Source organism: Amycolatopsis sp. NPDC059657 (genome assembly GCF_042734395.1).
Lineage (GTDB): Bacteria > Actinomycetota > Actinomycetes > Mycobacteriales > Pseudonocardiaceae > Amycolatopsis.
On record NZ_JBHWEB010000102.1, the window covers coordinates 1 to 23,936 of the forward strand.

The 23,936-nt window shown below is 67.8% G+C and carries 21 protein-coding genes; 16 read left to right on the forward strand and 5 right to left on the reverse strand.

Features of this window, described 5'->3' with window-relative positions:
* Positions 1 to 414: 414 nt before the first annotated feature.
* Positions 415 to 900 carry a pantetheine-phosphate adenylyltransferase gene (coaD, locus tag ACFV15_RS36830; protein WP_378356582.1) on the reverse strand — a complete coding sequence of 162 codons (486 nt, stop codon included), beginning with the start codon at positions 898 to 900 and terminating at the stop codon, positions 415 to 417.
* Positions 901 to 951: 51 nt separating this feature from the next.
* The gene (gene rsmD, locus ACFV15_RS36835) at positions 952 to 1,515 is read right to left on the reverse strand and encodes a 16S rRNA (guanine(966)-N(2))-methyltransferase RsmD (RefSeq protein WP_378356584.1); all 564 of its coding nucleotides are present in this window, start codon (positions 1,513 to 1,515) and stop codon (positions 952 to 954) included.
* A 125-nt stretch (positions 1,516 to 1,640) separates the two neighbouring features.
* Between rsmD and ACFV15_RS36840 the strand changes: the two genes are divergently transcribed.
* The 14 genes from ACFV15_RS36840 (at position 1,641) to ACFV15_RS36905 (ending at position 18,584) form a co-directional block, all read left to right on the forward strand.
* Positions 1,641 to 3,758 carry a HelD family protein gene (locus ACFV15_RS36840; RefSeq protein WP_378356586.1) on the forward strand — a complete coding sequence of 706 codons (2,118 nt, stop codon included), beginning with the start codon at positions 1,641 to 1,643 and terminating at the stop codon, positions 3,756 to 3,758.
* Positions 3,759 to 4,047: 289 nt separating this feature from the next.
* A complete protein-coding gene (locus tag ACFV15_RS36845; RefSeq protein ID WP_378356587.1) occupies positions 4,048 to 7,662 on the forward strand; it encodes a helix-turn-helix domain-containing protein in 3,615 nt (1,204 codons plus the stop codon).
* A gap of 63 nt (positions 7,663 to 7,725) precedes the next feature.
* Positions 7,726 to 8,697: an LLM class flavin-dependent oxidoreductase gene (locus ACFV15_RS36850; RefSeq protein ID WP_378356589.1), complete on the forward strand. Its 972-nt coding sequence runs from the start codon at positions 7,726 to 7,728 to the stop codon at positions 8,695 to 8,697.
* A gap of 147 nt (positions 8,698 to 8,844) precedes the next feature.
* Positions 8,845 to 9,630: an MlaE family ABC transporter permease gene (locus ACFV15_RS36855; RefSeq protein WP_378356591.1), complete on the forward strand. Its 786-nt coding sequence runs from the start codon at positions 8,845 to 8,847 to the stop codon at positions 9,628 to 9,630.
* A 3-nt stretch (positions 9,631 to 9,633) separates the two neighbouring features.
* Positions 9,634 to 10,434, forward strand: a complete 801-nt coding sequence (locus ACFV15_RS36860) for an MlaE family ABC transporter permease (RefSeq protein WP_378356593.1) — start codon at positions 9,634 to 9,636, stop codon at positions 10,432 to 10,434.
* Positions 10,431 to 11,678, forward strand: coding sequence for an MCE family protein (locus ACFV15_RS36865; RefSeq protein WP_378356595.1), 1,248 nt, complete (start codon positions 10,431 to 10,433; stop codon positions 11,676 to 11,678). The genes ACFV15_RS36860 and ACFV15_RS36865 overlap by 4 nt, the downstream gene beginning before the upstream one ends.
* On the forward strand, positions 11,675 to 12,676 hold the full coding sequence (locus ACFV15_RS36870) for an MCE family protein (protein WP_378356597.1): 1,002 nt from the start codon (positions 11,675 to 11,677) through the stop codon (positions 12,674 to 12,676). The genes ACFV15_RS36865 and ACFV15_RS36870 overlap by 4 nt, the downstream gene beginning before the upstream one ends.
* Positions 12,673 to 13,659: an MCE family protein gene (locus ACFV15_RS36875; RefSeq protein ID WP_378356599.1), complete on the forward strand. Its 987-nt coding sequence runs from the start codon at positions 12,673 to 12,675 to the stop codon at positions 13,657 to 13,659. The genes ACFV15_RS36870 and ACFV15_RS36875 overlap by 4 nt, the downstream gene beginning before the upstream one ends.
* A gap of 41 nt (positions 13,660 to 13,700) precedes the next feature.
* Positions 13,701 to 14,672, forward strand: coding sequence for an MCE family protein (locus ACFV15_RS36880; protein ID WP_378356636.1), 972 nt, complete (start codon positions 13,701 to 13,703; stop codon positions 14,670 to 14,672).
* Positions 14,669 to 15,712: an MCE family protein gene (locus ACFV15_RS36885; RefSeq protein WP_378356601.1), complete on the forward strand. Its 1,044-nt coding sequence runs from the start codon at positions 14,669 to 14,671 to the stop codon at positions 15,710 to 15,712. The genes ACFV15_RS36880 and ACFV15_RS36885 overlap by 4 nt, the downstream gene beginning before the upstream one ends.
* Positions 15,712 to 16,914 carry an MCE family protein gene (locus tag ACFV15_RS36890; protein ID WP_378356603.1) on the forward strand — a complete coding sequence of 401 codons (1,203 nt, stop codon included), beginning with the start codon at positions 15,712 to 15,714 and terminating at the stop codon, positions 16,912 to 16,914. Before ACFV15_RS36885 ends, ACFV15_RS36890 begins: the two co-directional genes overlap by 1 nt.
* The gene (locus ACFV15_RS36895; RefSeq protein WP_378356605.1) at positions 16,899 to 17,393 is read left to right on the forward strand and encodes a hypothetical protein; all 495 of its coding nucleotides are present in this window, start codon (positions 16,899 to 16,901) and stop codon (positions 17,391 to 17,393) included. The genes ACFV15_RS36890 and ACFV15_RS36895 overlap by 16 nt, the downstream gene beginning before the upstream one ends.
* Positions 17,390 to 17,932, forward strand: a complete 543-nt coding sequence (locus ACFV15_RS36900) for a hypothetical protein (protein ID WP_378356607.1) — start codon at positions 17,390 to 17,392, stop codon at positions 17,930 to 17,932. Before ACFV15_RS36895 ends, ACFV15_RS36900 begins: the two co-directional genes overlap by 4 nt.
* A 25-nt stretch (positions 17,933 to 17,957) precedes the next feature.
* Positions 17,958 to 18,584, forward strand: coding sequence for a hypothetical protein (locus tag ACFV15_RS36905; RefSeq protein ID WP_378356609.1), 627 nt, complete (start codon positions 17,958 to 17,960; stop codon positions 18,582 to 18,584).
* A 109-nt stretch (positions 18,585 to 18,693) separates the two neighbouring features.
* Here the strand turns inward: ACFV15_RS36905 and ACFV15_RS36910 are convergent, their stop codons facing one another.
* The gene (locus ACFV15_RS36910; RefSeq protein WP_378356611.1) at positions 18,694 to 19,602 is read right to left on the reverse strand and encodes an RCC1 domain-containing protein; all 909 of its coding nucleotides are present in this window, start codon (positions 19,600 to 19,602) and stop codon (positions 18,694 to 18,696) included.
* Positions 19,603 to 19,880: 278 nt separating this feature from the next.
* Between ACFV15_RS36910 and ACFV15_RS36915 the strand changes: the two genes are divergently transcribed.
* Both ACFV15_RS36915 and ACFV15_RS36920 read left to right on the forward strand, forming a co-directional pair.
* Positions 19,881 to 20,486 (forward strand): DUF6801 domain-containing protein, encoded by a 606-nt coding sequence (locus tag ACFV15_RS36915; RefSeq protein WP_378356613.1) that lies wholly within the window; start codon positions 19,881 to 19,883, stop codon positions 20,484 to 20,486.
* Positions 20,487 to 20,499: 13 nt separating this feature from the next.
* Positions 20,500 to 21,783 carry a DUF6801 domain-containing protein gene (locus ACFV15_RS36920; protein WP_378356615.1) on the forward strand — a complete coding sequence of 428 codons (1,284 nt, stop codon included), beginning with the start codon at positions 20,500 to 20,502 and terminating at the stop codon, positions 21,781 to 21,783.
* Here ACFV15_RS36920 and ACFV15_RS36925 read toward each other — a convergent pair.
* Together ACFV15_RS36925 and ACFV15_RS36930 are read right to left on the reverse strand one after the other, a co-directional pair.
* A complete protein-coding gene (locus ACFV15_RS36925) occupies positions 21,710 to 22,963 on the reverse strand; it encodes a PucR family transcriptional regulator (RefSeq protein WP_378356617.1) in 1,254 nt (417 codons plus the stop codon). The genes ACFV15_RS36920 and ACFV15_RS36925 overlap by 74 nt on opposite strands.
* Before the next feature lie 216 nt (positions 22,964 to 23,179).
* Entirely contained in the window at positions 23,180 to 23,932 is a 753-nt protein-coding gene (locus tag ACFV15_RS36930; RefSeq protein WP_378356618.1) for an arginase family protein, read from the reverse strand.
* Between the last annotated feature and the right edge of the window lie 4 nt (positions 23,933 to 23,936).

Genomic DNA, 23,936 nt, shown 5'->3' on the forward strand with positions numbered 1-23,936 from the left:
GGCGGGGCTTGACCAACCTGCCCGCCCCTTAACTACCCGGCATTGGGTTCTAACCCCAATGCCGGGTAGTTAGGGGTCGGGGAGTTCGGTCAAGCCGCTTGTTCGGTGGGTGCCGTGAAGGTCGGTTGAACGTTGTGAACGGGGCGTTCGCAACGCTGAGCGACGCATAAGCGCCGTTCGTTCCGTCCGCACCCACTCGAGAAGGCGGGCAAATGCGACTTTTCGTGACAAAAGTCCGTGATTTGGGTCCTGTGTGGACGATGGCTGGCTTGTGATCGGGCCGTCTGGCGGTGGTCGACCTTCGTGAACCCGAGTTTGAGCCATCCAGCGGCCGAAACCCGGGTTTCACGTGTTGCTTGACAGCTCACGCCAAACGTTAACTACCCGGCATTGGGTTCTAACCGGCGTTACCACTCACGACTCTTTTTCGCGCAGCCGCTTCGTGAGCCGCTCGAACACGACCGGGGGCACCAGGTGCTCGATGTCGCCGCCATAGGTCGCGACCTCTTTGACGAGCGAACTGGAGACGAAGCCGTACGCGGGGTTGTTCGGCATCAGCAGGGTCTCGACCTTGGACAGCTCGTGGTTCATCTGGGCCATCTGGAGCTCGTAGTCGAAGTCGCTGACCGAGCGCAGGCCCTTGGTGATGGCCACGATGTCGTTGTCGCGGCAGTAGTCGACGGTCAGGCCCTGCCACGAGTCGACGCGCACGTTGGGCAGGCCTGCCGTGGTCTCGCGGAGCATGTCCAGCCGTTCCTCGACGGTGAACAGGCCCTTCTTGTTCTTGTTGATCCCGACCAGTACGACGACCTCGTCGAAGAGCTTGGCGGACCGCTCGATGATGTCGAGGTGCCCGTTCGTTGCCGGGTCGTAGCTGCCCGGGCAGACTGCGCGACGCATGGCGCGACGCTACCGTGAAGCTGTGCCCGTCGCCCGATCGTGACTAGAGCGTCACACAGCTTTCGTCACATATTCGGCCCAGTGCAACGCGGTGTCGCCGTAGCGCTTGACCCGCATGGGCTCGAACGACAGTGGCCAGTCGGGTTCGCCGTCGCGGGTGGCACGTTCGATGATCACCAGCGCGCCGTCGGTCACCCAGGCGCCAGCGGCGAGCGCGGACAGCACCGAGCCGAGCTGGGCCGCGTCGACGGCGTACGGCGGGTCGGCGATGACGACGTCGAAGTGCATCGGGGCCGGCCCGGCGACCACGGCCTCGACCTGTCCAATGCGGACCGTTCCACCGAGATTTAGCTCACCGACATTCGCGCGAAGAACTTCGCCCGCCTTGCGGTCCGCTTCGACGAACCAGGCGTCGGCGGCACCGCGCGAGAGTGCCTCAAGACCGAGCGCGCCCGAGCCCGCGTAGAGGTCCAGCACGCGGGATCCGTCCAGCTCACCTGCGACTTCGAGTGCGTTGAACAGCGCCTCACGCACGCGCTCGGAGGTCGGCCTGGTGCCCTTCGGAGGCACCTTGAGCCGTCTGCCGCCCGCCTTCCCTGCCACGATCCTGGTCACCCCGTCATACTCGCAAACCGCGTCCGCCATGTGGTGTTCGACAGGACTTGCTGAACCTCCGGCGCGCAACGCGTAGTGTTGTTCTTCGCCCTCGAAGGCGATAGCAGCGGTATTAGGAGCAATGCGTGTCCGAACCTCGGGTCAGACGGGCCGAGATCGCCATCGAGCAATCCCACGTGGACCGGGTCTACACCCGGCTCGCCGAGCTGCGCGAGCAGGCGGAAGCCATGCGCAACAAGGGATACGAGATAGGCCATGGCGCTCAGCGCGAGGCCGTGTTCGAGCAGGCGTCGATGCTCTTCGAGCGCGACATGATGGTCTTCCACGCCAACCAGACCCTGCAGACGCTCGACGCCGAGTACGAGGGCCTCGTCTTCGGCAGGCTCGACCACCTGGCGACCGAGACGATCTACGTGGGCCGTCTCGGCATCCGTGACGCCGAGTTCGACAACCTCGTCACCGACTGGCGCGCGCCCGCCGCCGCGGCGTTCTACCAGGCGACCGCCGAGGAGCCGATGGACGTCGTGCGGCGCCGGGTGATCCGGTGCTCCGGGCAGAACGTGCTCGACGTGGACGACGACGTGCTGATCGCCGACGCGGTCCCCGACGGCATGCAGATCGTCGGCGAGGGCGCGCTGATGGCCGCGCTCGGCCGCTCGCGCGGCGAGAAGATGCGCGACATCGTCGCCACCATCCAGCGTGAGCAGGACGAGGTCATCAGGGCGCCGTGGCGCGGGGTCACCGAGATCACCGGCGGGCCCGGCACCGGCAAGACCGCGGTCGCGCTGCACCGTGCCGCCTACCTGCTCTACCGCCACCGCCGCCAGCTCGGCGGGGCAGGCGTGCTCGTCGTCGGGCCGTCGGGCGTGTTCACCAGCTACATCTCGCGCGTGCTCCCCTCGATGGGTGAGACGAACGTCGAACTGCGCGCGCTGGGCGAGGTGCTCGACGGGCTCGAAGCCGTCCGCCAGGACCCGGCGCCGCTCGCGGCGATCAAGGGTTCGCTGCGGATGCGCAAGGTGCTGCTGCGGGCGCTGCGCGACACCCCGCCGGACGCGCCGCAGGAGATGCGGATCGTCTATCGCGGCGAGGTGCTCAAGCTCGACGCCAGGGAGCTGGAGAAAGTACGCCGCAAGGTGCACACCGCGGGCGGGCCGCCGAACCGGTCGCGCGTGCGCGCGGCCGAGATCCTGCTCGACGCGCTCGCGGCGAAGGCCGAGGAGCACGCGAAGTCCGACGGCAGGCAGATCGACAAGGCCGAGCTGGTGCACGACCTGGGTGACCGGATCGAGTTCCACCGGTTCCTGGTCGTCTGGTGGCCGATCCTCTACCCGGCGCAGATCCTCAAGTGGCTCGCGGACGAGAAGCGGCTGGCCTCGGCGGCGAAGGGCGTGCTGAACCGCCAGGAGATCACCATGCTCGCGGCCTCGATGGCCGACCGCTCGCGTGGCTGGACCGTCGCGGACGTGGCGATGCTCGACGAGCTCCGGGTGCTCATCGGCCCGGAGCCCAAGCGCAAGCGCAGGCACCACGATCCGGTGGAGTTCACCCCGGAGCGTTCCGGCGCGAGCACCCACCGTCCCGAGCACTACGACGAGTACTCCCACGTCGTGGTCGACGAGTCGCAGGACCTTTCGCCGATGCAGTGGCGGATGATCGGCCGCCGGGGCAAGTACGCGAGCTGGACCGTCGTCGGCGACCCGGTCCAGAGCTCGTGGCCTGACCCCGAAGAGGCCGCCCAAGCCCGTGACCAGGCGTTCGGCGTGCGCACCACGCGGCGCCGCTTCACACTGCGCACCAACTACCGCAACTCGGCCGAGATCTTCGACCTGGCGGCCAACGTCGTCCGCGGCCACGCCCAGGAGGACGAGCTGCCCATCGCGGTCCGCACCACCGGCATGCTCCCGGACGTCCGCTCCGTGGACGCGGCCAACCTGGAGACGGCGACGCAGTCGGCCGCGAAGGAACTGCTGGATTCGGTCGAAGGCACGGTCGGCGTGATCACGGCGATGGACCGTGTCCCCGAGGTCGAGTCCTGGTTCGCCGGTCAGTCCGACGAGCGGCTCAAGGTCGTGGGCAGCCTCGACTCCAAGGGCCTCGAATACGACGCCGTCGTCCTCGTGGAGCCGACCGAACTGATCACCGAGTCGACCACCGGCCGCCGGGTGCTCTACGTGGCGCTGACCCGTGCGACCCAGCAACTCACGGTGCTGGCCTCGAACCCGGACTGGCTCCCAGCCTGACCAAGGCCCAAGACAAAAGCCACCTGGAATCCTCCAGGTGGCTTTTGTCTTCCTGCCGTCCTCGCCCCCAGCGAAGGCGGTGAGGGCTTACGCGGCCGCGGTTCCGGTCGCCGCGTGGAACCCGGTCATGTTGATCTTGAACACGTTCTCTCCTCCTCGTTCGACCTGGTCACCGGCACCCCCCAGCGGGAACCGTGAGACCGGTCAACCCCAGGTATAGCCAAAAAGTATTGTTCGGCGTCAGGTTTGATCAACCGAACAATGAAGTCCGAACAACGGGGGTGGGCCAGTGCCTCGACCTGAGCGGCCGCTCGAGGACGGAGACGACGCCGTCGTCCAGTTCGCCGCGGAGCTGCGCCTGCTGCGCGAGAAGGCCGGCAGCCCCACCTACCGTGAGCTGGCCCGGCAGACGAACTACTCCGCGGGCACGTTGTCCGATGCCGCCGGCGGCCGCAAGCTGCCGACGCTCGCGGTCGCGCTCGCATACGTGAAAGCGTGCGCGGGCGATGAGGCCGAGTGGGAGGCGCGCTGGCACGCCGTCTCCGAAGGCACCCGCGCGCCCGAGCCGGAGGCCGAGCCGCCGTATGTCGGGCTGACCGCGTTCGGCACCGACGACGCCGAGCGGTTCTTCGGGCGGAAGCGGGTCGTCGAGAAGGTCTTGGAACGGCTCGCGACGCACCGGTTCCTCGCGGTGCTCGGCGCGTCGGGTTCGGGGAAGTCGTCGGTGCTGCGGGCAGGCGTGATCCCGGCGCTCGAAACATCCGGTACTACCGCGCTGATCACGCCGGGCGCGCACCCGATGGCCGAGCTGGGTAAGGCAGGGCCGGTCGACGTGCTGGTCGTCGACCAGTTCGAGGAGGTCTTCACCCTCTGCCAGGACCCGGCGGAACGCGCCGAGTTCATCGCCGCGCTGGTGCAGGCGAAACGGGTCGTGCTCGGCGCGCGGATCGACTTCCACGCGCGGTTCGCCCAGTACCCCGAGCTGACCGACGCGCTGGAGGACGGCCAGATCCTGCTCGGCCCGATGACCACGGAGGAGCTGCGGCTGGCGATCACGCAGCCCGCCGTCCGCGTCGGGCTGCGGGTCGAGACCGCGCTCGTCTCGCGGCTGATCGCCGACGCGACCGGGCAACCGGGCATGCTGCCGCTGCTTTCACACGCGCTGCTGGAAACGTGGCACCGCCGTCGCGGCAACGCTCTCATCCTGTCCGGCTACGAGTCGACCGGCGGGATCGAGCGCGCGGTCGCGCAGACCTCCGAGCACGTGTTCACCACGCTCAGCCCGGCTCAGCAGCAGCTCACCCGGCAGATCTTCCTCAGGCTGACCGCGCTCGGCGAAGGCACCGAGGACACCAAGCGCAGGCTCAGCCGCGACGAACTCGACGACGACCCGGACATCGACATCGCACTCGGCAAGCTCGCCGACGCCCGGCTCATCACCCTCGACGAGCACGGCATCGACATCGCGCACGAGGCACTCATCCGCAGCTGGCCCCGGCTGCGCGAGTGGCTGACCGAGGACCGCGAAGCGTTGCGCGTGCACCGCAGGATCACCGAGGCCGCCGAGGCGTGGGAGGCGCTCGACCACGACGCCGGCTCGCTCTACCGCGGCGCGCGGCTCGCGATCGCCCAGGACTGGGCCACCACGCACGAAGAGGTACTGAGCAAGAAGGAACGCCAGTTCCTCGACGACAGCTCCGCCGCCGAGACGGCCGAACGCGCCGCGACCCGTAAACGGACGCGCAGGCTGCGTCAGCTGGTCGCGTTGATGGCCGTCCTGCTGCTGGTCGCGGTGGGCGCAAGCGTTTTCGCGGTGAGCACCTCCCAGACGGCGACCGACGAACGGAACACCGCGCGTTCGCAGAACGTCTCGCACGAGGCGACTTCGCTGCGCCCGACCAAACCGGCCGTGGCGGCGCAGCTCTCGCTCGCGGCGTATCGCCTGGTGCCGACCATGGAAGCTCGCGGCAGCCTGCTCAGCACGTTCTCGACGCCGTACTCCAGTCTCCTGCTCGGGCACACGAACAACGTCAACACGGTCGCGTTCAGCCCGGACGGCAAGCTGCTCGCGACCGGGGCCTGGGACAGGACCGTCCGGCTCTGGGACGTCACCGACACCCATCACCCGATCGAGCTGCCCACGCTCAACGCCCATGGCGACAACGTGCTCGCCGTCGCGTTCAGTCCTGATGGCAAGACGCTCGCCACCGCGAGCTGGGACAAGACCGCCAAGCTGTGGGACGTCACCGATCCGCGCCGGATCACACCGATCGCGACGCTGACCGGGCACACCGACCAGGTACTCACGTTGGCGTTCAGCCGCGACGGAAAGACGCTGGCCACCGGCAGCGGGGACAAGACCGTTCGCCTCTGGAATCTCGCGGACCGCACCAGCAAGGTCCTCGCCGGGCACACCAAGGGCGTGGTCACGGTCGGCTTCAGCCCGGATGGCACCACGCTCGCCACCGGCTCGGACGACAAGACCATGCGGCTCTGGGATGCGGCGGGCACCGAGCTCAAGTCGATCTCGGCCGCACCCGCCTTGATCCGCGCGCTCGCCTTCAGCCCGACCGGGCACACACTCGCCGGTGGTGAGTACGGCGGCGAGAACAATGTCCGGCTCTGGGACGTCACCGCCCCGGCCGCGCCGAAGGACCTCGCGGCCATGACCGGCCACAAAGCGGGTGTGCGCGCGCTCGCTTTCACCAGCGACGGATCCCGGCTGCTCAGCTCGGCGGAGGACCGGACCGCCAAGGTCTGGAACGTCACGGACCTGGCGAAGCCGAGGTCAGTACTCACCCTGACCGGGCACACCGACAACGTCGCGGGCGCCACCTTCAGCCCCGACGGCCGCACGGTCGCGACCACCTCCGACGACTACACCGCCCGCCTGTGGGACATCCCCGGTCCGGTGGTCGCGAGCACCGAGGACGACATCTGCCGGGTGACGCTGACCCCGGACGGCCACACGCTGATCACGAGCGGCCGCGACGGCAAGGTCCGGGTCGTCGATCCAGCGGTGCCCCGCGAACTCACCACGCTGACCGACCACACGAACGGAGCCTGCGCCGCGGCGGTCAGCCCCGATGGGAACACCCTCTACACAGGCAGCTGGGACGGCACGGTCAAACGCCGTAGCCTCACGGACCCGACGAAGCCGGTCGTGATCGCTCAGCACAAGGACGAGATCGACGCGCTCGCGCTGAGCCCCGACGGGAAACGGCTGGCCGTCGCCGGTGACAAGCACACCGTGCGGCTGCTCGACAGCGCCTCCGGTCAGGAGCTGGCCGTGCTCACCGGGCACGCCGACGACGTGCACGCGCTCGCGTTCAGCCCGGACGGCCGGGTCCTCGCCTCGACGAGCTGGGACTACACGGTCCGGCTCTGGGACATGACCGCCAACGGCGCGCTGCTCGGCATCCTGCAGGGGCACACGAAAGCCGTGACCTCGCTGGCCTACAGCCCCGACGGCAAGACGATCGTGACCGCGGGCCGCGACCGCACCGCGCGGCTCTGGGACGTCCGCGATCCACGGGCGCCCCGCGAGATCTCGCAGCTGTCAGGGCACACGGACGCGTTGCGGGAGATGGTGTTCAGCTCCGACGGGCACACGCTCGCGACCTCGTCGCATGACCGGACCGTGCGGCTGTGGGACACGACGAACCCGGCCGCACCGAGGCAGGTGGCTGTGCTCACCGGGCACACCGACCGGGTGCTCGGGCTCGCGTTCGCGCCCGACGGGCACACGCTGTTCAGCAGCGGCAGTGACGACATCGTGCTGCGCTGGGAAACCGACCCGGAACTCGTCGCGAGGCGGGTCTGCGAGGTGGCCGCACCGCGGATCACCGAGGCCGAATGGGACCGGTACTTCCCTGGGGTCGCCTATCAGCCACCGTGCTCGTAACCACACTCGGGAAGAGATCGACGTTCGACCGCGTTGCCGCTTTACGTGAGCTCCCTGTCTGACGTGCCGCTTTCCGTACTCGACCTCGCCCCGATCGTGAACGGGTCCGACGCCGCCGCGGCCCTGCGCAACACCATCGCACTGTCGAAGCACGTGGAAGGCCTCGGCTACCACCGGTACTGGCTCGCCGAGCACCACAACATGCCCGGTATCGCCTCGTCCGCGACGTCCGTGCTGATCGGGCAGGTCGCGGCCGCGACGTCGACCATGCGCGTCGGCTCCGGCGGCGTGATGCTGCCGAACCACGCCTCGCTGGTGATCGCCGAGCAGTTCGGCACGCTGGAAGCGCTGTACCCGGGCCGGATCGACCTCGGCATCGGGCGCGCGCCGGGCAGCGACCAGCGCACGGCGGTGGCGTTGCGCGGACCGGGCGGGCTGTCGGCGGAGAACTTCCCGCAGCAGCTGACGGAGCTCATCGAGTACTTCGAGGTCTCGGAGAAGCCGGTGCGCGCGGCCGTCGCCGAGGGCAACAAGCCGCCGATCTGGCTGCTCGGTTCGTCCGGCTTCAGCGCGCGGCTCGCCGGCCAGCTCGGCCTGCCGTTCTCGTTCGCGCACCACTTCGCGCCGGACAACACGCTCGCCGCCGTCCAGCTGTACCGCGACTCGTTCCGCCCCTCCGCGGTGCTCGACGCGCCGTACGTGATGCTCGGCGCGTCGGTGATCGCCGCCGACACCGACGAGCACGCCCGCTACCTGGCCGGACCGGGCGGGCTGACCTTCCTCAGCCTGCGGCGCGGCCGTCCGATCCCGCTGCCCACGCCGGAGGAAGCCGCCGCGTACCCGTACACCGACATGGACCGGCTCTTCGTCGAGGACCGGTTCGCGAGCAGCATCATCGGCTCGCGCGAAACCGTCCACAAAGGACTGGAGACGCTGCTCGCCGACACGGACGCCGACGAGCTGATGATCACCACGATGGTCCACGCGCACGCCGACCGGCTGCACTCGTACGACCTGGTGGCCTCGTTACGCTGAATGCCCGCGCGTTCTTATAAAGATGACAGACATCTTTGTCAGCGAAGCGCAAAAAATGACGTGGTTCTTGTCACGGTCACCGGCACCTAGATAGCTTACTCACCAGTAAGAAAGCCGCAGTGGAGCGGCCTTTCCTGGGGAGGGCCAGTGGCGAGCAGAACAGGCATCCCCGGCGCAGCCGCGCTACGGGAAACCGGGCGGTTGTACGCGCTCGGGCTCGATGTGGTGCGCTGCTTGTTCAAACGGCCTTTCCAGGCACGGGAACTGATCCAGCAGTTCTGGTTCATCGCGAGCGTGTCGATTCTGCCGACCGCGCTGGTGTCCATCCCGTTCGGCGCGGTCATCGCGCTGCACGTCGGCTCGCTGACCACGCAGATCGGCGCGCAGTCGTTCACCGGCGCGGCCAGCGTGCTCGCGATCATCCAGCAGGCCAGCCCGATCGTCACCGCGCTGCTCATCGCGGGCGCCGGCGGTTCGGCCATGTGCGCCGATCTCGGGTCACGCACCATTCGCGAAGAAATCGACGCGATGGAAGTGCTCGGTGTTTCACCCATTCAGCGCTTGATCGTGCCCAGGGTGCTCGCCGCGATGGGCGTCTCCGCCTTCTTGAACGGCATGGTGAGCGTTGTCGGCGTGGTCGGCGGTTATTTCTTCAACGTCGTCATGCAGGGCGGCACACCAGGCGCTTATCTGGCCAGTTTCTCGGCATTAGCCCAATTGCCGGATCTGTGGATCAGTGAGATCAAGGCCGTCATCTTCGGTTTCGTCGCGGCGGTCGTCGCCTCGTATCGCGGGCTGAACCCCAAGGGCGGCCCGAAAGGCGTCGGCGACGCGGTCAACCAGTCGGTCGTCATCACCTTCCTGCTGCTGTTCATGCTGAATCTCGTGCTCAGCACGCTGTATCTGCAGCTCGTGCCGCCGAAAGGAATGTGAGAAGTGAACCTCGGCGTGCTCGACCGGCTGGGTGACCAGATCCTCTTCTACCTCCGCGCGCTCGCCTGGGCGCCACGGGCGTTGCGGCGGTACTTCCGCGAGATCACCCGCCTGCTCGCGGAAGTCAGCTTCGGCACCGGCGCGCTGGCCGTCATCGGCGGCACGATCGGCGTGATGATCGGGATGACCGTGTTCACCGGCACGGTCGTCGGCCTGCAGGGCTACTCGGCGCTCAACCAGGTCGGCACGTCCGCGTTCGCGGGTTTCGTCTCGGCTTATTTCAACACGCGGGAAATCGCGCCGCTGGTCGCCGGGCTCGCGCTCTCGGCCACTGTCGGCTGCGGGTTCACCGCGCAGCTCGGCGCCATGCGGATCTCCGAGGAGATCGACGCGCTCGAAGTGATGGGCATTCCGAGCGTCCCGTACCTGGTCACCACCCGGATCATCGCCGGGTTCGTCGCGGTCATCCCGCTGTACGCGATCGGCCTGCTGACCTCATACCTCGCGTCGCGGCAGGTGACCATCTGGTTCTTCGGCCAGTCCGCGGGCACCTATGACCATTACTTCCTGCTGTTCCTGCCACCGGGCGACGTGCTGTGGTCGTTCGGGAAGGTGCTCGTGTTCAGCGTGGTCGTGGTGCTCGCGCACTGTTATTACGGCTTCCGCGCGAGCGGCGGGCCCGCGGGCGTCGGCGTGGCCGTCGGCCGTGGCGTGCGCACCGCGATCGTGGCGATCAGTGTGCTGGACTTCTTCCTGAGCCTGGCGATCTGGGGCGCGACGACCACCGTGAAGGTCGCCGGATGAAACTCAAGCTCGCGGGGATCCTGTTCCTGGTCATCATGTCGGCGTTCGTGGCCGGCACGGTCGCCGTCTACAACAAGGCGTTCGTCGACTCGGTTCCGGTGACACTCAAGGCCGACCGCGTCGGCAACCAGCTGCGCCCCGGCGGCGAGGTCAAGGCACGCGGGGTGGTGGTCGGCGAGATCCGCGCGGTCCACAGCTCCGGGTCCGGCGCTTCGATCGACCTCGCGATGGAACCCGGCAAAATCGACATGTTGCCTCGGGACGTGTCCGCGTTGCTGATTCCCAAGACACTCTTCGGCGAGCGCTACGTCCAACTGTCCATTCCGGACGGTTCGACCGCGACGCATCTGCGCTCCGGCGACGTCATCCCGCAGGACCGCAGCGCCAACGCGATCGAGCTGGAGAAGGTGTTCGACAACCTGCTGCCGGTGCTGCAGGCCGTTCAGCCGCAGAAGCTCGCCACCACGTTGAACACGGTCGCGACGGCGTTGCAGGGCCGCGGCGAGCAGCTCGGCAAGACCATCGCGTCGGCTTCGGCCTATCTCAAGGACTTCAACCCCAGCCTGCCGAAGCTCGAAGACGACCTGCGCGACCTCGCCAAGGTCAGCAACCTCTACGGCGACATCGCGCCCGATCTGCTCGACGCGCTCACCGACTCCGCGAAGACGCTCAACACCGTCCACGAGAAACGCGACGCGCTCGCCGGCCTGTACCCGGTCGTCACCACCTCGGCACAGGACCTCACGACCTTCCTGCGCAACAACAAGGACAACCTGATCGGGCTGGCCGCGACCAGCCGCAAGCCGCTGGAGATCGCGGCCGAGTACTCGCCGAGCTTCCCCTGCACGCTCAAGGCGCTGACCGACCTCAAGCCCGTGATGGACAAGGCGCTCGGCAAAGGCACCGACGAACCCGGACTGCACGTGGACATCACCGTCACCGAATCGCGCGGCAAGTACATCCCCGGCAAGGACGACCCGGTGTACACCGCGACCGGCGGCCCGCGCTGCTACCCCAGCGGCGTCGTGCCCAGCCAGGGCACCGCCGCCGCGCCGCCCGGTTCCGAAGCCCACCCGCTCATGCCGGGCCAGGACGACCTCGGCGTGCCGAACTCCCCGCAGGAACGCGAGCTGCTGGCGACGCTGGTCGCGCCGCAGCTCGGCGTCCCGACCGGCCAGGTGCCCGACTGGAGCAGTGTCCTCGTCGGTCCGCTCTACCGTGGCACGGAGGTGAGCCTGCGATGAGGAATTTCGCCGCTCCCCTGGTCAAAAGCCTGATCTTCATACTGGTCACCGCGGTCGCCACCACGCTGCTCGCGTTGTCGATCACCAACACCGGGCTCGGTGACTCCGACGTCTACAGCGCGAAGTTCACCGACGCGACCTCGCTGAACGTCGGCGACGACGTCCGCATCTCCGGGGTCAGGGTCGGGCAGATCGAGTCGCTCGGCATCGCCGACCAGAGCCTCGCGCGGGTCAAGTTCTCCATTGAAAAGGGACGCAGGCTGCCCGCCGACGTGACCGCGGTCATCAAGTACCGCAACATGGTCGGTCAGCGCTACATCGCGCTGATCAGGGGCAAGGGCACCACCGGCACGCTTGAACCCGGTGCGGAGATCCCGCTCGAACGCACCACCCCGGCGCTCGATCTCACGGATCTCTTCAACGGGTTCAAGCCTCTTTTCCAGGCGCTGTCGCCGAACGACGTCAACCAACTCTCCGGCGAGATCGTCCAGGTGCTGCAAGGAGAAGGCGGCACCGTCGAGAGCCTGCTCAGCCACACCGGCTCGCTGACGTCGACGCTGGCGAGCCGCGACCAGGTGATCGGCCAGGTCATCACGAACCTGAATTCGGTGCTGCAGAACATCAACGACAAGGGTGACGCACTGTCCACATTGCTCTCCACGCTGCGGCAGCTGGTGTCGGGGCTGGCCGGTGACCGGGCGGCCATCGGCGACGCGATCACCGGCATCGGTGACCTGTCGAAGGCCACCGCCGGGCTGCTCGAAGTCGCCAGGCCGCCGTTGAAGGACAGCGTGAACAGGCTCGGCCAGCTGTCGGAGAACCTGGCGAACGGCTCGGCCGAGGTGAACCAGTTCCTCGACACCCTGCCGACGAAGTTCAACGAGGTCGGCAGGCTCGGCACCTACGGCTCGTGGATGAACTTCTACCTCTGCAGCGCGCGACTGGGGACCGACCCGCCACGCGGGATACTCCCGACCGCGGCGAGGTGCAGGCCGTGAAGTCGTTCAAAGAGCGCAATCCGCTGGTCATCGGCGTCGTCGGCAGCACGGTGATCGCCGGGCTGCTGGCCGTCACGTTCAACTACGAGAACCTGCCGATCGTCGGCGGCGGCACGACGTACCAGGCCGAGTTCACCGAAGCCGCCGGCCTGCAGAGCGACGACGAGGTGCGGATCGCGGGCATCAAGGTCGGCGAGGTCACCAGGGTGGCGCTGGCCGACGACCACGTGCTGGTGAACTTCCGGGTGAAGGACGCTTGGATCGGCGACCGGACCTCGGCCGAGATCAAGATCAAGACCTTGCTGGGCCGCAAGTTCCTCTCCTTGCGCCCGACCGGTTCCGCGGTGCAGGACCCCAAGCACGCCATCCCGCGCGACCGGACGGTCACCCCGTACGACGTCACCGACGCGTTCAACGGGCTGTCGAACACCGTCGGCGCGATCGACACCAACCAGCTCGCGGCCAGTTTCCAGACGCTGAGCGACACGTTCAAGAACTCGCCGGAGCATGTGCGCAGCGCGCTCGACGGGCTGTCCGCGCTGTCGAAGACGATCTCCAGCCGCGACGAGGAGCTGGCCAAGCTGCTCGGCAACGCGCGCAAGGTGACCGGCACGCTCGCCGCGTCCAATGAGGACTTCGACAAGCTGCTCGACGACGGGAACCTCCTGCTGGGCGAGCTGAACAACCGCCGCGACGCCATCCACGACCTGCTCGTCGGCGCGCAGAACCTGGCCACGCAGCTGTCCGGGCTGGTCGCGGACAACCAGAATCGGCTGGGCGACGCGCTGGGCCAGCTCAAGACCGTCACCGAGCTGCTGAAGAAGCAGAACGCGAACATCGACGAGGCGTTGCGGCTGGCCGGGCCGTACTTCCGGGTGGTCAACAACACCGTCGGTAACGGCCGGTGGGTCGACAGCTACGTCTGCGGGCTGATCCCGGAGAACCGGAACCCGTGCACGCCGCCACGAGGCGGTGGCAAGTGAACGCGACCCGCAACCAGGTCCGGCTCAGCCGGTTCCTCACAATGGCGCTGGTGCTCGCCGTGGTCACCGGCGGGATCCTGTGGTGGATCTTCGACGGCCACGGCGACAAGCGGATCACCGCGTACTTCACGCGCGCGGTCGGTGTCTACACCGGCTCGGACGTGCGGCTGCTCGGCGTGCGGATCGGCGAGGTGGAGACGGTCACCCCTGACGGCGAACGCGTCGAGGTCACCATGCGGATCGACGGCGATGTCGGTGTCGCCGAGGACGCGAACGTGCTGGTCATCGCGCCGAGCGTGGTCTCGGACCGGTACGTGCAGTTCTCGAAGCCGTCACGCGGCGGGCCCCGGCTGGCGAACGGCGCGGTCATCGGCGCCGAGCGCACGGGCACCCCGGTCGAGCTCGACGAGCTCTACGCGAGCCTCAACACGCTGGCCACCGCGCTCGGCCCGAACGGCGCCAACTCCAACGGCGCGTTGTCCGATCTGCTCAACACCGGCGCGGCCAACCTGCGCGGTAACGGGCGGCCGTTCAACGACAGCGTCCGAGAGTTCGCGGACCTGGCCAGGACGCTGGCGGGCAACAAAGACGACCTGTTCGGCACGGTCGACGAACTGCAGCGGTTCACGACCATGCTGGCGGGCAACGACATCCAGGTTTCCAACATCAACTCGCGGCTCGCGACCGTCACGCAAACGCTTGCGTCGAACAAGACCGAGCTGACCGGCGCGCTGGACGGGCTCGGCCGGGCGCTGGCGGACGTGCAGGACTTCCTCAAGGAGAACCGCGCGCTCATCAAGTCCAATGTGGACAATCTGGCCGTGACCACGCAGACACTGGTGGACAAGCGCGCCGCGCTGGCGGAGACGCTGGACGACATCCCGCTCGCGGTGACCGACGTGCTGAACGCGTTCGATCCGAAGTCCGGCACCCTGCAGGGCCGCACGGTGCTCGACTACTACCTGCTCCCGCTGCCGGTCACCGGCCCGCTGTACCAGGGAGCGCCGAAATGAAGCGCCTCGCGATGATCGCCGCCTGCTGCCTGCTCGTCTCGTGCTCCTCGTCGGAGTTCAAGGGTGTCTACGACCTGCCGCTGCCCGGTGGCGCCGACCTCGGCGATCACCCATACCGCGTGACCGTGCAGTTCGCGGACACGCTCGACCTGGTGCCGCAGGCCGCGGTCAAGGTCGACGACGTGCCGGTCGGCCGGGTCGAGACCATCAGGCTCGGCAAGGACGGCTGGACGGCCGAGGCCACGGTCGCGGTCAACGGCGACGTGGTGCTGCCGTCCAACGCGGTCGCGCGGCTGCGGCAGTCCAGCCTGCTGGGCGAGAAGTTCGTGGAGCTGGCGAAGAGCACGACCGACTCGCCGGAGCGGCTGAAGGACGGCGCGGTCATCACGCCCGACCGCACCAACCGCAACCCGGAGTTCGAGGAGATCTTCGGCGCGTTGTCGCTGCTGCTCAACGGCGGCGGGATCGGGCAGCTGCAGACGATCAACCAGGAACTGTCCAAGGTGATGACCGGCAACGAACAGGAGATCCGCTCGTTCCTGTCCGGAGTGGACACGCTGGTCACCGATCTGGACGCGCATCGCGGCGAGATCGTCTCGGCGCTCGACGGCCTGAACCGGCTTTCGGCCACTTTGGACAAGCGGCGCGCGCAGGTCTCCGGCGCGCTGACCGACCTCACACCGGGTCTGAAGACGTTGACGGATCAGCGTTCGCAGCTGGTGAGCATGCTGTCCGCACTCGACGATCTGTCCACAGTGGCCGTCGACACGATCGACCGCAGCCGCGAGGACCTGGTCGCCGACCTGCACTCGCTCGCGCCGATCTTGAAGCGGCTCGCGGACGCGGGTTCCGACCTGCCGAACGCGCTGGAGATCCTGCCGACCTTCCCGTTCACCGACGAGGTCTTGCGCGGCCTGCGTGGCGACTACCTGAACATCTTCGCGACCATCGCGCCGGCGCCCGGCATGGTCATCCCGCCGCCCGGTGAGGGCGAGCCGCCGCTGCCGCTGCCGGTCGCAGGCCAGATGAGAGGCCGCTGATGCTCACCGCGAAAGTCCGTATCCAGGTGCTCGTGTTCGTGGTGCTCGCGCTGGCCGTGAGCGCGTTCGTCGGCGCGAAGTACGCGGGTCTCGGCAGGTTGCTCGGGTCCGGCTCGTATCTGGTCAAGATCGAGCTCGCCGACGGCGGCGGGCTGTTCACCAACGGCGAGGTCACCTATCGCGGGGTCGCCGTCGGCCGGGTCGGCGAGCTGCGGCTGACCCGCACCGGCATGGAGGCCGACCTGCTCATCGACGACGCCGCGCCGCGGATCCCGGTGAACTCGACGGCCATCGTGACGAACCGGTCCGCGGTCGGCGAGCAGTACGTCGACCTGCAGCCGCGCACCGACGGCGGGCCGTTCCTCGGCGACGGCGCGGTCATCCCGCGCGAGTCGACGCGGATCCCGCTGCCTGTGCAGGACCTGCTCGGCAACCTCAGCGCGCTGAGCGCCTCGGTGCCGACGGAGTCGCTGCGCACGGTGGTGAACGAGTTCGACGACGCGCTGCGCAACTCCGGTCCGAACCTGCAGGTGCTGATCGACTCGGCGAACTCGTTCACCCAGAGCGCGGCCGCGCACCTGCCGCAGACCCAGACGCTGATCGGCGACGGCGCGACCGTGCTGCGTACCCAGGTCGACTCGACGGCGGCGTGGCGGACGTTCACCGGCAGTGCCAAGCAGTTCGCGGCCGCACTGTCCAGTTCGGACGGTGACCTGCGCAAGCTGATCGAGACGGCGCCGCAGGCGTCGACGCAGATCACGTCGCTGCTGCACGAGAACAGCCCTGGGCTCCCGGTGCTGGTCGCGAACCTGCTGACACTGTCCAAAGTGTTCTCTTCGCGGTCGAACGGGCTGGAGCAGCTGCTGGTCAACACCCCGCGCGCGGTGGCGACCACGTCCTCGGCGATCACACCGGACACCGGTCACCTCTCGCTCGTGCTGACCTTCAACGACCCGCCGCCGTGTCTTCAGGGCTACGAGAGCACGCCGACACGATCCAGCGACGTCGTCACGCCGCTGCCGCTCAACACGACCGCGGCGTGCACGCTGCCTTATGGCGACCCGAGTTCGGTGCGCGGCTCGCAGAACGCGCCGCATCCGCCCGTGCCCGACGCGGCCAAGCCCGGCGGCGTCGGCCCGGTCACCCTGCCCGGCCTGCAGGTTTCCACGGACCTGAAGGAGCTGCTGTGGCTTGGCAAATGAAGACCGCCCTGGCGGCCGTCGCCGTCGCCACGGTGTTCGCCGGCTGGTCCGGCTGGTCGTGGCTCTCGGCGGCGCAGGACGAATCGCTGACCTACGCGAACCTGCGCGACGAGGCGTTGCAGGCTGGCCGTGAGCAGATCGCGCAGCTCAGCACGCTCGACTATCACGACGCGCACGCCGGCGTCGCGCGCTGGCTCGACGCGTCGACCGGGACGTTGCGCGAACAACTACAGAGCACCGACGAGAACGCGCTGGCCGCGACCGCGACCGTGTCGACCGGCAAGGTGCTCGACGCGGCCGTGAGCGACCTGAACGCGCACGCGGGCACCGCGAAACTGCTCGCGTCGGTGGAGATCACGGTCGCGAAGAACGGGGTCGCGCCCGGCACCAAACGCAACCGGTTCACCGCGCAGCTGACCAAGACCGACGGCGGCTGGAAGCTCAGCGCGCTCGACCAGATCCCGGTGGGTGCGCGATGACCGCCGTAACGCTCGATCGCACGTTCCTGCCGTCGATGCCGCCGGTGCAGCGTTCCCCTCTGGTGCTGATGGTGGCCGCGGTCCTGCTCTGCGGGCTGGGTGCGTGGTTCACCGTCGAGGCGGGTGACCTCCGGTCTTCGACGGCCGCCTCGAACCAGGCGCTGGTCGACGTCGGCGCGACGGCCGAGGTCAACTCGGCGGTCACACTGGCCGTCAACCGGATCTTCTCGTACTCCTACGACAAGACCGACGTGACGGAGAAAGCCGCGTCCGCGGTGTTGCGCGGCAAGGCACAGGAGACCTACCACCAGCTGTTCGCGCAGGTGCGGCAGCTGGCTCCGCAACAGAAGCTGGTGCTGACCACCAGGGTCGTCAGCTCGGCCGTGCAGTCACTCGACGGCACGCACGCCAGGTTGCTCGTGTTCCTCGACCAGTCCGCTCAGCGTGGCGGGACGGAAAGCGTTGCGGCGTCGCAGCTTTCGGTCACCGCCGAGCGGCAGGGCGGCACCTGGGTCATCACCGATCTTTCGCCAAGGTAAATCACCGAGAGAAGGAGAAATACCGATGCGCTCTCGTTTAGTTGTCATGCTCGCGTCCGCCCTCGTCGGCGCGGGAGTGCTGACCGCGACCCCCGCGCTCGCCGACGACCCGCTCGAAATCCCGGTCTCCTACACGGTCGCGGGCTCGTCGACCGTCAAGAAGACCGGCAGCGCACTGCAGCTCGGCCCCGGCCAGCTGAACGGCGCGATCGTCATCGACGGCGACAACATCGGCATCAAGGGCGACCTGACGCTGCCGCCGTCCAAGGCGAACATCTCGCTGCTGTCCGGCATCTTCCGCATCAAGGCGACGGTCAAGGTGATCCCGCTCGGCCAGGTGACCGGGTCCATCTCCAACGGCGACCTCAAGACGCACACACTGGCCAACATGGAGATCAACGACATCTGGGCGGGCCCGATCTTCCCGGTCTTCCCGCTGCCGACGGTGCCCAACAGCTGCAAGACCGTCTCCCCGATCAGCCTCGACCTGATCACCAAGGACGTCGACCTCTTCGCCCCGTCCATCACCTCGACCGGCGAGTTCACCATCCCGTCCTTCAAGGACTGCTTCATCGCCGACATCGCACTGGGCGCACTGGTCTCGGGGCCTGGCAACACCATCTCCCTCACCCTCACCTCCAACCAGCGCTGAAAAAAATCCCAATGTGGCTTTCGTCAGATTTCACCTGACGAAAGCCACATTGGGAGGCTGCAACCTGACCAATGCCACATTGGGATTTTTTTCCCAGGTTCGGCTGGGGTCAGGAGCAGGTCTGACCTGGGGTGATGAGGGCGAAGCTGAGGCGTTCGCCCGCCGCGAGGGCGAGGATGGGGGCGCAGACGCCGTCGGCGGGGTCGCGCTCGTTGGACTCGTTGCTGCCCCAGCTGACCAGGGAGCCGTCGGCCTTGAGTACCAGGTTGTAGTTCCAGCCGGCGTCGATGGCGACGACGTCGGACTTGGCCTCGTCGGGGACGTCGCGCTGGCCGAACTTGTTGTCGCCCCAGGCGATGACGCCGCCGTTCTTCAGCGCGAGGCTGTGTTTGTAGCCCGCCGAAATCGCACTCACTCCGGAAAGGGCGTCGGCGGGGACGTTCGTTTGGCCGCTCGCGTTGGTGCCCCACGCGAGAACGGTTCCGCCTTTCAACGCCAAACTGTGATCGCCGCCCGCGGAAACGGTCGAAACGCCGGAAAGGGCGGCCGCCGGAACGTCGGTCCGTGAACCCCAGCTGAGCACCCTTCCGCCTTTCACGGCCAAATTGTGGAAAACGCTCGTCGAAATCGCCGTTACGCCCGAAGTGGCCGCCGATGGCACGTTCGACTGGCCGTACCAGTTGTTACCCCAGGCGAGCACGGCGCCATTCTTCAGCGCGAGTTCATGCCCCCATCCGGCGGCTATCGCCGTTACTCCGGATGCGGCGGCCGCCGGCACGGCGAGCTGGCCGTAGTTGTTGTCGCCCCAGGCGATCACCCCGCCGTTCTTGAGCGCAAGACCGTTCAAACTCCCTGCTGACATCGCTGTCACGCCCTCCGCGACCGACGGTGGAACCGTTGTCTGGCCGTAACTTCCCCAGCCCCACGGGATCACTCCTCCCGGCTCGACGGCGAGTGCCGGCGCGCTTGAGACCAACATGAACGCGGCGACGGCCGCGGCTCGGACGACGACGGACATCGTTGCCTCATTTCCGTTTCTTTGTCACCACCGCACAAAATTCATAATCGCAATCCGCAGTTCGTGACAAGAAAAACAGTGAGCTGACAGGTACTGCCTCTTTGTCGACAAAGGAGCCTTGTTCGCTACCTAACTCGCGAGTAGCCTCCTTTTCGGCAGGTGAGCCCAGTGGTACTCCAAACCACCCGGAACGGCAATCAAGGAACGATCACAAGATTGCCGAATGGCGCACGCAGCCAGCCATCGAGACGTAAACTGGATCAAAGGAGATGACAGGTATGTCCCGTAGACTGGGCACATTATCCGCAGGCGCGGCGATCATGGGCGCCGTCGCCATGCTGACCGCCGGAACCGCCGTCGCCGTCACGCCGTACACCACGGGAACAGTGCAGTTCACGTGTAACTTCCCGTCGATCGGCTCGCAGCAGCTCGACGTCGTCGCGGCTTTCGACGGCCCGGACTCGGTCCCCTCCGGTGGCACGGCCACCCCGACGAACCTCCACGGCACCGCGACGATCTCCAGCCAGATCCACGCGCTGCTCAACGCCGCGAACTACGACGGCGTGCGCGGCAAGGCGAACGTCCCGGTAGTGGCCACCAACGCGACCCCGGTCAACTCCACGGTGACCAACGTGAACGTGCCGGAGCAGATCTTCCCGTACGTACCGGGCCCGCTGACCATCCAGATCGTGCAGGACGCAGGCACCGGCATCCCGACGCTGACCGCGGGCTCGCCCGGTGTCGCGTCGCTTTCGCTCAACACCACGCTGAACGCGCAGCTCGAGTTCCACAAGAAGAGCGGCACCTGGTCGGCGTGGACGTTCAACTGCAACGTCAAGGCCGGGCAGAACCGTGCCTTCAGCCCTGACATGCCTGTCACGTAAGGAAAGGACTCACATGCCGCACCCGATCAGGACGAAGGTCTTCGTCGTGCTGGCCACGGCCTGCCTGATCGGGGCGGTGAGTTCCACCGGCTCCGCTTCCGAGCCCGTGCCGCAGACCGTCACCAAGTCGCTCAAGCACACTTGCCTCTTCGGCGAGGTGCCCCGCCCGATCGCCTTCGAGGTCACCGCGACGCTCCCGACGGCCGTCCCCAAAGGACAGCCGGTGCCGATCGAGAACTTCGCGCTCAAGTTCGCACTGCCGAAAGAGGCACTGCCGCCGGAAGCCACTTCGGTCGAAGGCGGCGTCTCACTCGACCTCACAGGCAAGCGGAAAGCCAAGAAGAGCAAGGAAACCAAGCTCCCGGTCGTGCTCGACATCGCGGCGACCCCGGTCACCTCGGAAGAGCTCACGCTGACCGCGACCGGCAAGCTCGACGCGCTGGCCATGAACGTGAGCGGCAGGCTCGTCATCTCCTTCGGTGCCCCGGAACTCGCGTTGAACACCAAGGACGTCAAGTCCAGGGTGAAGTGCACACTGGACGCCGACCAGGACGCCGCGCTCGGCAGTGTCGCGGTCATCCCGCCGAAGTCCGAAGAGGACACTCCGGCGGCGACTCCCGGCGAAGAGGAAGAAGACCCCCAGGCGCCAGCCAAGGCTGATGAGCCTGATCCGAACGTCATCGTCGTCCCGCTCGACCCGCTGACCGTCAACGGCACGTCGACCATCGTGAAGCTCGGCGCGAAGGCCCCGATCGGCCCGTCCGTGGTGATCGCCGGGCACGTGCTGCTCGACGCGGTCGATCCCGCCGCGCCGCTGATCTCCGAGGGCGAGGCGGTGCTCCCGCCGGTGCAGGTCGCGTTCCTGGGCTTCGGGTTCATGCCGATCAACGCCACGGCCGAGTTCCTGCCGGTGGACTACCAGATCAACAACCTGGTCCCGGTCAAGGCGGTCGTCACGGCCGAGCCGGACGGGCTGACCTACGGCCGCTCGCACATCGAGGTCTACGCGCGGCTGAGCAATGTCAAGGTCAACGGCGCCCCGCTCGATGTCGGCACGAAGTGCATGTCGTCGACGCCGATCTCGATCGACCTCTACGGCCCTTACGACGCGTTCAGCGGCGGTGTGCTCAAGACGGACCCGAACTCCCCCGACCCGGCGCTGCGCGGGTTCACCATCCCGAGTTTCGCGGGCTGTGGCGCGGCGGAGCCGCTGAGCCCGATCTTCACCGGCATGTCATCGGGCCCGATGAACCAAGCCGAGGTGACGGTGGCGTTGCTGTTCCCCAAGCCCGAGTAGCGGCCCGCAGCACGATCTCCAGCTCGAAGCGGACGTCCGAGTCCTGCAACCGGTCGCCGAAGACGGCCTGCAGCTGCCGCATGCGGTAGCGCACGGTCTGCGGGTGCACGGCGAGCGCCTCGGCGATGTCCGGCACGCTCCCCTGCGCGTCCAGCCACGCGCGCAACGTCTCCAGCAGGCGTTCGCGCTGCTTGTCGGTCATCGTGCCCAGCGGCTCGAACAGCCGGTCGCCCAGGCGGGCCACCAGGTTGGTGTCGGAGTGCAGCAGCAGCGCTGGCAGGTGCTCCTCGGCCCACACCACGCGCCTGCCGGGGATCAGCCCGCGTTCCGCGAGCACGAGCGCGCGGCGTGCCCATCTGAGCGAGTCCGAGACGACTTCCAGGCGCACGGTCGGCCCGATGGCGATGCGGCAGTCCGGCAAGGCCGTCTGCAGCGTCGTGAGCCGGGCTCCGCCGACCTGGCCGGGGATCACCAGCCGGGGTTCCATGCCTTCGAGCTCGGCGAGCACGTCGGCGTCGAGCGGCGCGTGCCGCCTCGGTCTGCCCGTGTCGGCGTGCACCGCGACCGGGGTGACCTCCTCCGGCACGGTCCAGCCGATGAGCTGCGCGAGCTCGGCGATGGCCTTCGGCGGCGCGGGCGGGAACTCGAGGATCAGCTGAAGCAGTTTGCGGCGCCAGGTGTCGAGGGCGCCCGCGGTCGACGCCTTGGCCTCCAGGTAGCCGTCGAGCGCGACGGACGCGAGCTCGTCCATGAACGCCAGCATCGCGTCGGCGAGCTGCGACATCACGGCAGAGGAAAGCCCGGCGCGGCGCCCGACGCGCATGATCCGCCGCCACGAGACCCGCGCGCCCACCCGATACGCCGATTGCAGGGTGTCGAGACTCCTGCCCTCGCGCATTTCGTTCTGGCCGAGCCGGTGATGCACCTCGTGCGACTGTTCCTTGGACACCGACGGGTCCGCGATCTGCGCGACGAACAGCGTGATCGCGTATTCGACACCGGCCGTGATCGATTTCCCGTACGGCCCGTCGAGCGGGCGCGCGTACGCGGGAATGGTCGCCCTGATCTCGTCGGTGATCTCCTTGGCGAGACTGGACAACTCGGGCCTGAGCAGGTCGGCGAGCTTGCGTGGCAGCACCGCAGGGTGGGAAGCGGGTTCCAGCCCGCGCTCCAGCGACATCGCAGCTCCTTTGCTCCGCCCAGAGTTCGCCCCGCCCCCGAAATCCGTCAGGCCGTGACACCCGACACATCGCGAAACTAGCCTCAAGCGTGTCACAAACCCCAGGAGAAACCGGTTTCTTGTCACCTTCGTGACAATTTCACGGACAGCGGCTGCGTTGTGATGACACTTGACCCACCGACTGCATCATCAACTTCGTACAAATGGACGAATTAGTCAGCGCAGCAGTTCGCCGATGGCCGTGATGATCGGTTCGAGCGCGCTCGGGTCAGTGCCGACGCATTCGGTGATTCCGGCGCCGATCACCTCGTACGCGCTCAGCGCGCGGAGTTCATCGACCAGCCGGGTGATCTTGAAACCGCCGGGTTCGGGGTAGTTGAGCCCGTCGAACTCGGCCGGGTCGAGCACGTCGAGATCGAGGTGCACATAGACCGGGCCGTCGAGCCGGGTACCGAGCCGGGCGGCGGCTTCACGCTCGGCCTCGTCGAACACCCGCGTGCCCTTGAGCACGACCCTGGCCGGGTCGAGCGCCGGGCTCGCGGCGAAATCGGGGTCGCCGTCGCCGAGCAGCGACCGCAGGACCATGCCGTGGAACGCACCCGACGGCGACGACTCGACGGTGTTGAGGTCGGCGTGCGCGTCGAACCAGGCGACGCTCAGCTCGGGGCCGTGGCGATACCGCGCGACGCCGATCGGGACCAGCTCGACGCCACAGTCCCCGCCGATCGTCAGTACTTTCGTGCCGGGTGCCTCGAGCGCGTTGAGCTGCGCGGTCCTGTTGGCCAGTAACACTTCCCGGTTCGCGATGCCGTCGATGGCGACGGAGACGCCGAGCTGTTGCGGCACCTCGGTCACCGGCTCGCCGAGCACCCGCCCGGCGAACGCCGCGAGCGCCAGGCACCCGCCCGGGAGTTCTCCCGAGCGGGCACTGAGCGCACCCTGACGCTGCGGCACCGCGTTGATGAGCATGCTT

Excerpts from the sequence above, each read along its gene's own strand:
- ACFV15_RS36920 (WP_378356615.1), top strand. The coding sequence starts at position 20,500 with ATGCCGCACCCGATCAGGACGAAGGTCTTCGTCGTGCTGGCCACGGCC.
- ACFV15_RS36930 (WP_378356618.1), bottom strand. The coding sequence starts at position 23,932 with ATGCTCATCAACGCGGTGCCGCAGCGTCAGGGTGCGCTCAGTGCCCGC.
- coaD (WP_378356582.1), bottom strand. The coding sequence starts at position 900 with ATGCGTCGCGCAGTCTGCCCGGGCAGCTACGACCCGGCAACGAACGGG.
- ACFV15_RS36880 (WP_378356636.1), top strand. The coding sequence starts at position 13,701 with ATGGCGCTGGTGCTCGCCGTGGTCACCGGCGGGATCCTGTGGTGGATC.
- ACFV15_RS36910 (WP_378356611.1), bottom strand. The coding sequence starts at position 19,602 with ATGTCCGTCGTCGTCCGAGCCGCGGCCGTCGCCGCGTTCATGTTGGTC.
- ACFV15_RS36900 (WP_378356607.1), top strand. The coding sequence starts at position 17,390 with ATGACCGCCGTAACGCTCGATCGCACGTTCCTGCCGTCGATGCCGCCG.
- ACFV15_RS36915 (WP_378356613.1), top strand. The coding sequence starts at position 19,881 with ATGTCCCGTAGACTGGGCACATTATCCGCAGGCGCGGCGATCATGGGC.
- ACFV15_RS36865 (WP_378356595.1), top strand. The coding sequence starts at position 10,431 with ATGAAACTCAAGCTCGCGGGGATCCTGTTCCTGGTCATCATGTCGGCG.
- ACFV15_RS36885 (WP_378356601.1), top strand. The coding sequence starts at position 14,669 with ATGAAGCGCCTCGCGATGATCGCCGCCTGCTGCCTGCTCGTCTCGTGC.
- ACFV15_RS36890 (WP_378356603.1), top strand. The coding sequence starts at position 15,712 with ATGCTCACCGCGAAAGTCCGTATCCAGGTGCTCGTGTTCGTGGTGCTC.
- ACFV15_RS36870 (WP_378356597.1), top strand. The coding sequence starts at position 11,675 with ATGAGGAATTTCGCCGCTCCCCTGGTCAAAAGCCTGATCTTCATACTG.
- ACFV15_RS36905 (WP_378356609.1), top strand. The coding sequence starts at position 17,958 with ATGCGCTCTCGTTTAGTTGTCATGCTCGCGTCCGCCCTCGTCGGCGCG.
- ACFV15_RS36925 (WP_378356617.1), bottom strand. The coding sequence starts at position 22,963 with ATGTCGCTGGAGCGCGGGCTGGAACCCGCTTCCCACCCTGCGGTGCTG.